We start from the raw sequence: 12,437 nt of genomic DNA on the forward strand, positions 1-12,437 counted from the left end.
TTCTCTACTCTACACCTTGAACCACTTCTTCGAAGGCGGCTGCTTTTGGCCGCGGTTCCGCCTTTTGGAATGGAGCCGGCCAGTACTGCCACCAGTGAAGATCCCAACCGGCCTAAAGCGTTTTTCCCTTTTTCCGCCGCTCCACTACAGCAGGATGACCAAAAAACAAAAAAACGCAGTCGACTTCCCGCGTTTTTCTGAAATGCAGCTATCTGTTACCGATACGAATCATGAGTTGGCTCAAAAAGATTTTCTTCGGAATGGCGAACCAGGATAAACGGCTCCAGATTGCTCATCCCGTGGAGGATTTTGTTGTGATGAGCGATGATCTGCTCTGCGGGCAAGACAGCGTTATCCGTAGTGGAATGCCCGTCTTCGACCAACGTAACATCGTACCCGAGAGTCGTGGCTTTGCGGCAAGCACTGTCGATGCAATACGGGGTCTGGCAGCCCATGATCACGAGATGCTCGATACCAGCCGCCTGCAGTTGGTCGTGCAGGTCCGTCCCGTGGAATGAATCCGTCGCCCGTTTGAAGATGATCGGCTCTCCGGGAAGTGGCGCAATGGCAGGATGAGTGGCAAAAGCCTCGTCTTCAACCGCGGCTACATCCAGATCCTGCACATACCAGACAGGGATGGATTGCTGGCGGGCTTTCAAAAGAATTGCTTGCATCGTTTGGAGCAATCCGGCGGCGTTATGTACCGGACCGTCGGGAGCTTCAATAATGCCTGTTTGGGCATCGATAATAAGCAGAGCGGTCTTGCGAGTCATCTGTGTTTCCTCCTTAATAAATAGTAGGAATGACTGCTTGCCGTCTGATCATAACAAAAAAATGCTCCTTCCGTCTGCCTGTTGGCAACGGTCGGAGCATTTTTTTATTCGTTCTTCTGTTTTGGCACAAACTCAAATATTTCATGGGATTCGAAGGAATCGATCAAACGATGCAGCCATTGATAATATTCCAAACCGTTCTCGATGCGCTGGATGCTGAGATCGATACGCTCCAGGTCTTCGGCGGACAATCCTTCCGCTTCCCGCAGAGCGCGCAATTCGTGCAGCGATTTTTTCAGCGCAGATCCATTTTGTTCGCAGGCATGCCGCCATTTGGTGGAAAAAAGGTCGATAAAGTTCTGGTACCAATCCAGATTGACCTCGTAATGGTCCTTGCGCGTTCCTTTTTTCCATATCTTTTCGACCATGTTCATATCGAGCAGCGTCCGTACGCTGGTACTCATGCTGGTCTTGCTCATTCCCAGCGCCTGGCCCATATCGTCAAGCGTCATGGACTTGTCCTGAAAAAGCAGGGTGCCATACAAGAGGCCAGTCGACATCGTGATGCCATACAGATCCAAATTGCGGGCAAGAGTCTCGATCACGCGTTCCTGTGCCTTGTCGAGGATTTTTTCCTGATTGGGTTCCATTTTGAAGAATAGCACTCCTCTGGTCAGATTACCTGAGTAGATTGTACGTTCCCGACTGAAAAAAGTAAATGGAGATATCATACCGTATATACGAGTTATTCTGCGAATACGGTAAGAAAAGTACGTAAAGTTTTTTCTGAACGCTCGAAACGGCGGAATATCACGATTTACCCAATTTGAGGGAAAACTGCGTCAACTATACAATAGTAAGGGTAAAGCGGGTCCGGATACGGGCAGAAAGTTGGAGGTGACCATATGCCCAAAATACAAGTAGAAAAGCTAACGAAAATCTTTGGACGCCAGCCTCAGCGCGCCCTGCAAGCCTTGCAGCAGGGGAAGAGCAAGCAGGAAATCCTCAAGGAAACGGGTCTGACCGTAGGGGTCAACCAGGCGAGCTTTGAGGTGCAGGCTGGTGAAATTTTTGTCATTATGGGTCTTTCCGGTAGCGGGAAATCCACGTTGGTTCGGCTTTTGAATCGTTTGATCGACCCGACCGACGGACACATCTATATCGATGGTCAGGATATCGTGCGGATGAACACTGAGCAATTGCAAGAGGTACGCCGCAAGAAGCTCGGGATGGTATTTCAGAAGTTCGCCTTGTTTCCGCACCGGACTGTACTGGAGAATGCCGCGTATGGCTTGGAGGTACAGAAGGTCCCGAAAGCAGAGCGCGAGAAAAAAGCGAAGGAGTCCCTTGCGTTGGTGGGGCTTGCCGGTTGGGAAAACAGCTTTCCCGATCAGTTGAGCGGCGGGATGCAGCAACGTGTTGGTCTCGCTCGCGCTCTGGCGAATGATCCCGATGTGCTGTTGATGGATGAGGCGTTCAGCGCGCTCGATCCATTGATTCGCAAGGACATGCAGGATGAGCTGCTGGAATTGCAAAGCACGATGCAAAAAACCATTATCTTCATTACGCATGACCTCGATGAGGCACTGAAAATCGGAGATCGGATCGCTTTGATGAAAGATGGAGCTGTAGTCCAGATCGGTTCGCCGGAAGAAATCCTGACCAATCCGGCCAATGAATACGTCGAACGCTTTGTCGAAGATGTGGACCGCTCCAAAATCCTGTCCGCAGAGCATGTCATGAAGCGGGCAGAGACAATTACGCTGGACAAAGGACCGCGCGTAGCCCTGCAGTTGATGCGGGAGAGAGGGGTTTCGACCCTGTACGTAGTGGACAAACGCAAAATGCTGCTCGGCGTGCTGACGGCAGATGCTGTCAACGAAGCGAAGAACGGCAACCTGACGCTGGAAGATGTCTTGCGTAAAGAATTGCCGACTGTAGGGCCGCAAACGCTGTTGAACGAACTGTTTGACCTGGTTGCGTTTTCGGATGTGCCTGTCGCTGTGACGGAAGAGCAGGGCAGATTGCTGGGCGTGATCGTGAAAGGATCCGTTCTCGGGGGCTTGGCTGGGAAAGTCAACGCTCAAGATCCCGGACAGTCGGCAGAGGAAGGGCAGGTGATGGCGGAATGAGCCAACTATTCCCAAAACTGCCGCTCAATGAGTGGGTAGAAACCATTGTAGATGTGATGGATGACCGCTTGGGCTTTTTGTTCGACCTGATTTCCGCCGGGATTGGCGGGACCGTCGACCTGTTTCATGCGGTGTTGACGGGCTTGCCGTTCTGGCTGCTGCTGATTGTCTTTACACTCCTGGCATTCCGAGCAGGTAAATGGTCAATTGCTCTTTTTACATGTATTGGGCTTCTCTTGATTGAAAATCTCGGGTACTGGGAACATTCGATGCAGACATTGGCGCTCGTCTTGACGGCAGGATTGATCTCCGTCGTGATCGGGATACCGGTCGGGATCTGGTGCGCCAAAAAAGACACGGTGCAAAATGTCATTACGCCGCTGCTGGACTTCATGCAGACGATGCCGGCGTTTGTCTACCTGATTCCGGCGATCTTCTTCTTCGGATTGGGTCAAGTGCCGGGTGTAATCGCGTCCGTGATCTTTGCAATGCCGCCTACAATTCGGCTGACCAATCTGGGGATTAGGCAGGTTCCCTCCGATTTGATCGAGGCAGCAGACGCGTTTGGTTCCACCTATTTTCAAAAACTGTTTAAGGTGCAGCTGCCGATCGCCAAGTCCACGATGATGGCAGGGATCAACCAAAGCATCATGCTGGCGCTGTCGATGGTCGTGATCGCTTCGATGATCGGGGCGAAGGGACTGGGTGCCGACGTGTATCGGGCAGTAACCCAGATCAAAATCGGGGAAGGCTTCGAGGCTGGACTTGCCATCGTGATTATCGCCATCATATTGGATCGCATCACCCAACGTGTAGGAAAGAGAAAAAATGTCTAGGAGGGGTTTTCGTGAAGAAGAAACAGATGTTGAAAGGCTTGACGCTGGCACTGGGAATGAGCTTGCTTATGGTAGGATGCTCGAGCGGTTCGCCAGCGCCGGAGGGCAATCAACCGGCTCCACAAAATGGTGAAACGGCGCAGGGCGGCGTCGGACAACAAGTGGATTACAAAATTGTCGGGATTGACCCGGGTGCCGGCCTGATGAAAGCCACTGAGAAAGCCATTCAGGAGTACGAATTGAAAGACTGGGAGCTGGTAGAGGGGTCTAGTGCTGCCATGACGGCTGCCTTGACGCAGGCTTACAAGGATCAAAAGCCGATCATCGTGACAGGCTGGACGCCGCACTGGATGTTCTCCAAGTTTGATCTGAAATACCTGGAAGATCCAAAAGGCGTATATGGAAAAGACGAACAGATTCACACCATCGTTCGCAAAGGCTTGAAAGAGGAGCAGCCAAGCGCGTATGCGTTCCTCGACAAATTCCATTGGAGCCCGGCCGATATGGAGAAAGTCATGCTGGCTATCACAGACGGACAGAAGCCTGAGGAAGCCGCTGCTGCCTGGGTAAAAGAAAATGAAGCCCTGGTGAACGAATGGGTAGCAGGCATCGAGCCCGCTGAAGGCCAAAAACTGACTCTCGCGTACGTAGCTTGGGATTCCGAGATCGCCAGCACCAACGTCGTGAAGGAAGTTCTAGAGCAAAAGCTGAAGTACAAAGTAGAACTGAGCCAAGTAGAAGCAGGGCCAATGTGGATTGGTGTTTCCAATGGGGACGTGGACGGCATGGTAGCGGCATGGTTGCCAACTACGCATGAAGACTACTACCAAAAGCTGGGTGACAAGATCGAGGACCTCGGTCCGAATCTGGAAGGAACCAAGCTGGGTCTGGCTGTGCCGGCCTACATGGACATCAATTCCATCGAAGACCTGAAAAAATAAAGAGTGATAGGCAAACCGCCGGATGCGAGGTCCGGCGGTTTTTTTATTGTCCTTTTCTTTTGCTACGATAGTCATTTATATAATGGCAAAATATAGTAAATAAGTTACAGAAAACCTCTCTTATTATTGGGAGAAAAGATATATTTTCTCTCGATGCTTATCCCAATACTTTTAGTTTCAAAGAACTGTTTTTGCTCGGATATGCATCTTTCTTTTGAAATGGGAATTACACCCATGTAAAATCAAGGGGGTTTTGAAAAAATGTAGAATGGAGTTTTCAAATGAGTAAACGTATTTGGCTGTCATGGTCCCTGATTCTGGTTTTATGCCTTGGCTTGGTCGTTCCGGCAGGCGCAGAAGGGGACTACAACTTTATCGAGGGCGGAACGACAGTAGAAATGGAGGGCAAGTTCTCGTTCACCATTCCGAACAATATGGCCTTCCTCAACAAAGAAGATACAATCAAGCTGGAACAGGAAATGAAAAATATCCCTACGATGCTGGAAATCGGCAGCGTAGTGCCCTACGAAGAAGACTGGATTGTCTACATGGAATACGAAGAAACCGGTCATATCAAGGACGAAGATCAAAATGAAATCGATGCGGACGAATTGCTGGAAAGCTACAAATTGGGAACGGAGGAAGCCAACGAGCAGCGGGAGCCGCATGAGCAATTCCACGTCGTCGGCTGGAATGTAGCGCCCAACTACAATGCGGCTACACATGAGCTGGAATATTCGATGCTGCTCGAAAATGCGCAAAAAGAGAAATTCCTCAACTATAAGCTGCAGTTGCTGACCCGTACGGGGAACGTCTCTTTTGTCCTGGTGACAGACCTGGCCAATCTGGAGAGAGACAAGAAGACTCTGCGCGAAGTGATTCTCAAGAATTTTACGGTGAAGGAAGGCCATCGTTATGCGGACTTCAATCCTGAAACCGACCAAGTGGCGGAATACGGACTCAGCGGTCTGATTCTGGGAGGACTCGGACTGGCAGCGGCGAAGAAACTGGGCATTCTGGCGATCCTTCTCGCTTTCCTGAAAAAGGGCTGGATTTTGATCGTTGTGATCATTGGGGCACTTTTCAAATTTGGCACCAAGCTGTTCCGCAAGAAGGCACCAGCGGACAGCCAGCAAGCTGATTCCCTGCCCGACGCGAACAGCGACAATCAAGAGCCGAACAACAACGAAAAGCCAACTGCATAAGGCCATGTAACAGCAGTCTGTTTCCTGAGGCAACCGCCGGGGAACAGACTGTTTTGATTAGAGAGGAGAAAATGGGAATAAAATGCCTGCATGGAAAGGGACGTGCATCGAATAGGATAAAGGAGAGAAGCGGTGACAGGAGGAGAGACGTGGAACAGGTTCTCGATGTATTGGTGATGAAGTACGGGTACCTGGGCATTTTTGGCTCGCTCGCGTTGGGCATCATAGGGCTGCCCATCCCCGATGAAGTACTTATGACATACGCCGGGTTTGCAGTCGCTCGCGGAACACTCCTGATGCCTTTGGCGTTTCTAAGTGCATTCCTGGGGGCAATCACGGGCATTACGATCAGCTACATGATTGGACGAAAATGGGGACTCCCGTTGCTTTTGCGTTTCGGCCCCTATCTGCATATTACGGAGCAAAAGATCGCCTCTACACAGAAGCTGTTCACCCGCTACGGTCCGTTTTTGCTCGTAATCGGCTTTTTTTTGCCTGGTGTTCGACATTTGACTGCGTATCTGGCAGGAATGGCGGTAATGGATCTGCGTCGATTCATCCTCTTCGCTTATTCGGGAGCTTTCTTATGGAGTATGACGTTTTTGCAATTGGGATTTGCGCTGGGCAAGGATTGGTATCGGGTAGCGGTATATGCGCGGCATTATGGCTTCTGGTTATTGGTGATAGCGGTTTTGATTGGCTTGGGCGTGTATGTGTGGAGAAGAGGAAGGGGGAATCCGGTTTAGACACCTGGTTCCCCCTTTTGTTTCATAACTATCAGAATTTCGTATGCTCTTGCTTTTCTTCGTTTACGTGAAGTTGAAAGACATCAGGTCTGGCATAGTGGCCGACGACATCAAAATCGAATTGGCTTTCGGTGATGCGGTCCAGGTTGAGCTCCGCGTAGAGGATCTCCTCTTTCCCCATGACGGGGGCCACGATGAATTCGCCTAACGGATCGACGATGCAGCTTCCGCCACGCGTCAATTCATGGTCCATCTCCTGAAGCTCGGCACGCTCCAAAATATCCTCCGGGTACATGTCCTTCGTCGAATATTGATTGCAGGAGAGGACGAAGCAACGTCCTTCCAGGGCGATATGGCGCATCGAGGCGAACCAGGTGTCGCGCGCGTCCGCCGTGGGTGCCAGATAGATCTGGACGCCTTTTGCATACATGGCTGCACGGGCCAGCGGCATGTAGTTCTCCCAGCAGATCAAGGCGCCTATTCTGCCGTACGGCGTATCAAATACGGGGAGCGTGCTGCCGTCGCCCTCGCCCCAGATGAGCCGTTCAGACCCGGTCGGCTTCAGCTTGCGGTGCTTGCCGAGAATCTGGCCGTCCGGACCGAAGAACAGAGCCGTGCAGTAGAGCGTCCCTCCGCTGTAGGCCGAATCCTTTTCAATAACGCCAATTACGACATAGGCACCGGCTTCCTTGACCGCTTTTCCGATCGCTTCAGTCTCGGGGCCCGGGATTGTGATCGCGCTGTCCGAATAGCGGGCAAAATCTTTTCGTCCTTCCAGCGAGCGGCTTCCTACTTTGGCGCCAAACGACATGCCGCGCGGGTATGCGGAAATGAATGCTTCCGGGAACAGCATGATTTTTGCCTGTTTTTTCGCAGCTTCTCTGATCAGTTGAATAGCTTTGGCGACGGTGGCTTCCTTGTCCATAAGAATCGAGCCTGCCTGGATCACAGCGACTGTAAATGATTTGTTATTTTTCATGATGCCACTTCCTTTGTATTGTTATAGGCCGCTTCTTCCGGGTAGAAGACGCGGTTCAGATCGGTATGGAACTCCTCTTTGTTTTTCGTATCCTGATCCCGGGTTGCAAGGCTGACGAGAAAGAAAGCGGCCAGTCCCAGCAAGAATCCGGTCGTTGCAGGACCGATTGGCAGCGGAGAGCCTGCCAGGTAGACGAACGTCAGTCCGGCCAGTCCGACGAAGATGGAGGCTATGGCTCCGGCCTTGGTGCCGCCCTGCCAGAAGAGCGGTCCGAGTGCGGCCGGAACGAGCTGCAGGACGATGCCGTAGCCTAGCGCAGCGACTGGAACCAGGAAACCCTGGGCAGCAGGGATGAACGAAATGATGACGACGAGCACTGTCATGAGCAGGACCGTCGCTTTGGCAATCGAGGTTGTCTTCTCCAGCGACGCGTCTTTTTTCACGAAGCGGACGAACAAGTCATTGACCAGCAAGCTGGCGGACGACAACAAGGCACTGTTGATCGTCGAGATCCCGGCCGCGATGACAGCCGCTACTACGATCGACCCGAAGATCGGTGCATAGGTGGAGAAGAACAGAGGGATGATGCGGTCGCTGGTTTCGGCGCTTAAGCCCGGGACGAGACCCGGCTTGTGAGCGAGCATGCCGATGAACAAGGCACCCAAGGCCATCAGCCATGAATTCCAGAACGGCGTAATGATGGACGTCTTCGCCAGGATGAGAGGAGATTTGGCTGAATAAAATTTCTGCCACATGTGAGGCATGATCCAGAAACCAAATCCGAGACCGAGTGCCGTTTCAAATATCCCCCAGAAATTCCCTTTGTTCACGAGAATTTGCGGAGCGGTTTCCTGAAGTCCTTTGAAGGCGTCGAAACCGCCTGCGCGGCTGATAAAGATCAAGGTGATCAACAGCAGGACGGAGCCAAAGAAGAAGCCCATGAAGGTGTCCGCCCAGGCAGCTCCTCGTCCGCCGCTAAGCGTCACGATGATCCCGACGAACGCCCCCATGATCAAGACGCCGACCCAATAGGGGATCTCATTGTTCGTCAAGCTGTTCAAGGCAAAAGCGCCGCCGGTGATCTGGATCAGCATATAGGGAACGAGTCCGACGATGCCTACGACAGCAAAGAGAATGCGCAAAAACGGACTGTTGAAATACTTTTCGACCATGTCGCCAGGCGTGATGAAGTTATGCTTGCGGCCCAAGTACCAGATGCGCGTACCGAACAGCCAAATGAACATCGCATGCACCACCGCCCAGGCGGCAAAGGCGACGAACCAGACGCCATCGCGGTAGTGGGAGCCGATCGCCCCCAGAAGGGTCCACGTACTGAAGTAGCTGGCTCCGGTTGTCATCGTCATGACAATCGTCCCCAATCCGCGTCCTGCGAGGAAGAAGTCATTCGGCGTCGCGACGTTTTCTTTTGAGGCGCGATTGCTGATCCACAGCAGGATCGATAGGAAGAGAACGAGTACGAATATCGTGACAGCAGCTTGGCTCATTTGTTTTCCTCTCCTTTCTCCCAGGCGGCAAATTCCTGCTCCGTCCGCTCGGCGAAGGGCTTGAAGAACCTCTTGTACACGAGGAAGATGATGACCGTATTGATGGCATTCAAGACGAGTACCCAGACGAGGGGCTGTGGAAAGAATCCGATAAAAGCAGCTTCGTTGAACACATTGAAATTCGGCAAAAAGGTTAAGGCATAGAAGAAGAAAAAGGCACCAATATAAGCGGCGTGAAGCTTTCTCATGGAGTCACCATCCTTTTATAATCGGAAAATTGTCTATAGTGTAAATACTAAAACGTTTTCTCTATAATGAGAAATATATATATGAGATACAAACTATTCCGTATTGGAATGATGGAGAGAAAGGAGCCGCACATTGAAGCTGCTGGACTGCAAAATACGTGATTTGAAGATTTTCGTCACGGTTGTGGAGGAACGGAATTTTACGAGAGCGGGGGAAAAATTGTTCATTGCCCAGCCTTCGATCAGCAAATCCATTCAGCGGCTGGAGGAAGAGCTGCAAGTGATCTTGTTTGATCGCAGGATGCGGGATGTTGCGCTGACAGATGCCGGCGAGATCGTGTACGAGCACAGCAAACAGGTCCTGGCTTTGATGAAGCGCATGGAGACCGGCATTGAAGACCTGTCGGATGCTGCAGCCGGTCAATTGAAAATCGGGTTGCCGCAAATCATCGGGACGTTCATTTTTCCTCCGATCGGGAAGGCGTACACGGAGCGTTATCCCAAAGTGGCGCTGAAGATCGAAGAAAGGGGCGGCATTGTAACCGAGAAGCTCGTGGAAAAAGGGGAGCTGGATGTCGGGTTTGTCGTCTTTCCAGTGGACAACCCCCTCCTGTATACGGAGCAGATCTATGAGGATTCCTTCGTGCTTTGCGTGTCGGCGAATCATCCTTTGGCGGCTCGGGAGCAGATCGAGCTGCATGAAGTGAAGGACGAGCAATTTATCGTGTTCGCCAAAACCTTTGCGCTCCATAAAATCGTGATGAACGCTTGTGAGCGATCGGGCTTCACGCCGCATGTTTTGCTGGAAAGCACGCAGTGGGATTTGGTTCTGGAGCTGGTTTCCGTGCAGATGGGGATCGCTATTTTGCCGCGCGTGTTTGCGAACAAGCTGAAGAATATCGAAATCGCCTCCATCCCGATTACCAACCCGTCATTCAAGTGGCAGGTAGGAGTGATTACGAGCAAAAAATATTATCATTCAGCGGCTCTGAAGCGTTTTCTGGATACGGTTCATGAAATTTATCGATGAGGCTGCAAAGTAGTCGATTGGAAGAACGGACAGACTAGACAAAAGACCAGAGGAAGGGAATGGCGTCTAGTCCATGGAACGCGAGAAAGGGAGAAATCTGGGGAAAAGGAAAGTGTGGATTGGAGTCCTGCTGTTTCTCTTTTTTGCGGGGACGTTTGCCATCCTGGGCGCAAGCATCGAGACGCAGACGATCCGTGCTTTTGATTCAGCTGTCATCCAGAGGGTGCAAGCCGTTGCCCCGTCATGGCTGACTTCACTCATGCTGGTTTTCACCTTTCTGGGCTCGGTGCAAGCACTTGTGGTGCTGCTAATCTGTACCGCTTTGACGATGTTCTGGCAGAAAAAGTGTTGGGAGGCACTGTTTTTGACAGTGGCACTGGGCGGCGGCATGCTGTTCAATCTTCTTCTCAAGGAGCTGTTCCGGCGAGAGAGGCCCGATCTGCATCGCCTGATCGAAGAAGGGGGCTACAGTTTTCCCAGTGGTCATTCCATGGCGTCCTTTCTGTTCTACGGGATGGTGGCCGTTTTTTTGTACCTCTTCGTTGTCTCAAGGCTTGCCAAGCTCGGAATCGTGCTTGCGGCCGTTATCCTGATTGCCTGCGTGGGAGCAAGCCGTATTTACCTCGGTGTCCATTACCCCAGCGATGTCTTGGCAGGCTATGCTGCTGGCGGAGCTTGGCTGGTGCTGTGCCTGCTGGGTATGCATCTTGTATTGGAACGGCGCAGAGCAAAGAAACACCGGTCAAACTGACTGGTACAATCCCCCAATCCCTAGTATGATGAGAAAAAAGAGCGGGAGGGGAATTGCATGCAAGCATACAGCTATTTTTGTCCGACACGCATCGAGATGGGAACGGGAAAATCCTTGGAGCTGCCTGCCATCCTGCAATCACTGGGGCTGGGCTCGTCTATTCTTTTAGTGAGTGACCCCGGTGTGATTCGTGCGGGATTGGTTGCTCCGATCCAATCTGCTCTGGAGGCAGGCGGCTTTTCGGTCACGCTTTTTGACGCCTTGAGCCAGAATCCTCGCGATACCGAATGTTTGGCAGGAGCGGCGCTTTTCCGCGAGACTTCAGCCGAACTGGTCGTGGCGATCGGCGGAGGAAGCGCGATGGATACGGGCAAGGCGATTGCCCTGATCGGCAAAAACGGCGGCACCCCTGCTGAATATGCGGACGGACATCTTCCATACCACAACATTGCGCCGATTGTCTGTGTTCCGACGACGGCGGGGACAGGCTCGGAGGTAACGCGCTCCGCCGTGATCACGGAAGCGGCGACCCATCGCAAAATGACCTTGAAGCATGCTGCGCTTCGTCCCACGCTGGCTGTGCTGGACCCGGCTCTCACTTACAGCGTTCCGCCAGCAGTTACGGCTGCGACCGGGGTGGATGCACTTGTCCACGCGATTGAGGGCTACACCTGCAAATTGACCCATCCTATTTCGCAAGCCTTCGGAGCGCAGGCGATGCGCAAGATTGTGACGGCTTTGCCCAGGGCCTATCAGGACGGCCGCGATGAACAAGCCCGTTACGAGATGCTGGAGGGCAGTCTTTTGGCAGGCCTGTGCTTCGGTTCTGCCGATGTGGCGGCTGTTCACTGTCTTGCGGAAGCGCTCGGGGGCTTGTACGATACCCCGCACGGCGTGGCGAATGCGGTATTTTTGCCTCATGTTTTGCGCTTCAACGCACAGGAGGACACATCGCTGCATGCGCGGCTTGCCCGTTACATGAGCTTTGCCAGCGACGCAGATTCGGACGAGCTGGCCTGCGAGAAGCTGATTGCCGGGATCGAGACGTGGACAGCGCAGCTCAACATTCCGAAGCTGCGGGACTTGCCTGGCGTACGCGAGGAGGATTTCTCCCGGATCGTCGAGCTTTCAGTCAGAAACGGCTCCACGCCAAGCAATGTACGTGCGGTGACAGTAGAGGATTATATGCGGATATTGCAGGAGGCGTATCGGGCATAACAGACAGCAGAGTGCAAAAATCTCTCCAGTGTCGGACAGGAGAGATTTTTTAATCGCTATTTACATACATACA

14 protein-coding genes are annotated in these 12,437 nt (G+C 52.3%); 9 read left to right on the top strand and 5 right to left on the bottom strand.

Annotation, left to right across the window (positions count from 1 at the left end):
- A partial coding sequence (locus tag EDM58_RS26065; protein ID WP_221175435.1) for a hypothetical protein occupies window positions 1–201 on the top strand: 201 nt, incomplete at its 5' end.
- A gap of 14 nt (window positions 202–215) precedes the next feature.
- Here the strand turns inward: EDM58_RS26065 and EDM58_RS24280 are convergent.
- Together EDM58_RS24280 and EDM58_RS24285 are read right to left on the bottom strand one after the other, a co-directional pair.
- The gene (locus tag EDM58_RS24280; protein ID WP_122915622.1) at window positions 216–773 is read right to left on the bottom strand and encodes a cysteine hydrolase family protein; all 558 of its coding nucleotides are present in this window, start codon (window positions 771–773) and stop codon (window positions 216–218) included.
- 104 nt (window positions 774–877) lie between these two features.
- A complete protein-coding gene (locus tag EDM58_RS24285) occupies window positions 878–1,423 on the bottom strand; it encodes a GbsR/MarR family transcriptional regulator (protein ID WP_122915623.1) in 546 nt (181 codons plus the stop codon).
- Window positions 1,424–1,678: 255 nt separating this feature from the next.
- Here EDM58_RS24285 and EDM58_RS24290 point away from each other — a divergent pair, with 255 nt between their 5' ends.
- The 5 genes from EDM58_RS24290 (at window position 1,679) to EDM58_RS24310 (ending at window position 6,633) form a co-directional block, all read left to right on the top strand.
- Window positions 1,679–2,905 carry a quaternary amine ABC transporter ATP-binding protein gene (locus tag EDM58_RS24290; protein ID WP_122915624.1) on the top strand — a complete coding sequence of 409 codons (1,227 nt, stop codon included), beginning with the start codon at window positions 1,679–1,681 and terminating at the stop codon, window positions 2,903–2,905.
- A complete protein-coding gene (locus EDM58_RS24295) occupies window positions 2,902–3,741 on the top strand; it encodes an ABC transporter permease (protein WP_122915625.1) in 840 nt (279 codons plus the stop codon). The genes EDM58_RS24290 and EDM58_RS24295 overlap by 4 nt, the downstream gene beginning before the upstream one ends.
- Window positions 3,742–3,767: 26 nt before the next feature.
- The gene (locus EDM58_RS24300; RefSeq protein WP_122915657.1) at window positions 3,768–4,682 is read left to right on the top strand and encodes a glycine betaine ABC transporter substrate-binding protein; all 915 of its coding nucleotides are present in this window, start codon (window positions 3,768–3,770) and stop codon (window positions 4,680–4,682) included.
- Between the two features lie 281 nt (window positions 4,683–4,963).
- Window positions 4,964–5,887 carry a DUF2167 domain-containing protein gene (locus tag EDM58_RS24305; protein ID WP_122915626.1) on the top strand — a complete coding sequence of 308 codons (924 nt, stop codon included), beginning with the start codon at window positions 4,964–4,966 and terminating at the stop codon, window positions 5,885–5,887.
- Between the two features lie 149 nt (window positions 5,888–6,036).
- The gene (locus EDM58_RS24310; protein WP_246001035.1) at window positions 6,037–6,633 is read left to right on the top strand and encodes a DedA family protein; all 597 of its coding nucleotides are present in this window, start codon (window positions 6,037–6,039) and stop codon (window positions 6,631–6,633) included.
- A gap of 31 nt (window positions 6,634–6,664) precedes the next feature.
- Here EDM58_RS24310 and EDM58_RS24315 read toward each other — a convergent pair whose 3' ends face one another.
- From EDM58_RS24315 to EDM58_RS24325, 3 genes are read right to left on the bottom strand one after another with little or no spacing between them, the layout of a single operon-like run.
- Window positions 6,665–7,612, bottom strand: a complete 948-nt coding sequence (locus tag EDM58_RS24315) for a carbon-nitrogen hydrolase family protein (RefSeq protein ID WP_122915628.1) — start codon at window positions 7,610–7,612, stop codon at window positions 6,665–6,667.
- Complete coding sequence (locus tag EDM58_RS24320) at window positions 7,609–9,117, bottom strand: sodium:solute symporter family protein (protein WP_122915629.1); 1,509 nt, start codon at window positions 9,115–9,117, stop codon at window positions 7,609–7,611. Before EDM58_RS24320 ends, EDM58_RS24315 begins: the two co-directional genes overlap by 4 nt.
- Complete coding sequence (locus EDM58_RS24325) at window positions 9,114–9,365, bottom strand: hypothetical protein (protein ID WP_122915630.1); 252 nt, start codon at window positions 9,363–9,365, stop codon at window positions 9,114–9,116. Before EDM58_RS24325 ends, EDM58_RS24320 begins: the two co-directional genes overlap by 4 nt.
- A gap of 133 nt (window positions 9,366–9,498) precedes the next feature.
- Here EDM58_RS24325 and EDM58_RS24330 point away from each other — a divergent pair, with 133 nt between their 5' ends.
- From EDM58_RS24330 to EDM58_RS24340, 3 genes are all read left to right on the top strand, one after another.
- Complete coding sequence (locus EDM58_RS24330) at window positions 9,499–10,395, top strand: LysR family transcriptional regulator (RefSeq protein WP_023558500.1); 897 nt, start codon at window positions 9,499–9,501, stop codon at window positions 10,393–10,395.
- Window positions 10,396–10,507: 112 nt separating this feature from the next.
- Entirely contained in the window at window positions 10,508–11,146 is a 639-nt protein-coding gene (locus EDM58_RS24335; protein ID WP_183187617.1) for a phosphatase PAP2 family protein, read from the top strand.
- Between the two features lie 57 nt (window positions 11,147–11,203).
- The gene (locus tag EDM58_RS24340; protein WP_122915632.1) at window positions 11,204–12,364 is read left to right on the top strand and encodes an iron-containing alcohol dehydrogenase; all 1,161 of its coding nucleotides are present in this window, start codon (window positions 11,204–11,206) and stop codon (window positions 12,362–12,364) included.
- Window positions 12,365–12,437 lie beyond the last annotated feature (73 nt).

The sequence above is a fragment of the Brevibacillus panacihumi genome (genome assembly GCF_003710985.1).
GTDB lineage: Bacteria > Bacillota > Bacilli > Brevibacillales > Brevibacillaceae > Brevibacillus > Brevibacillus panacihumi.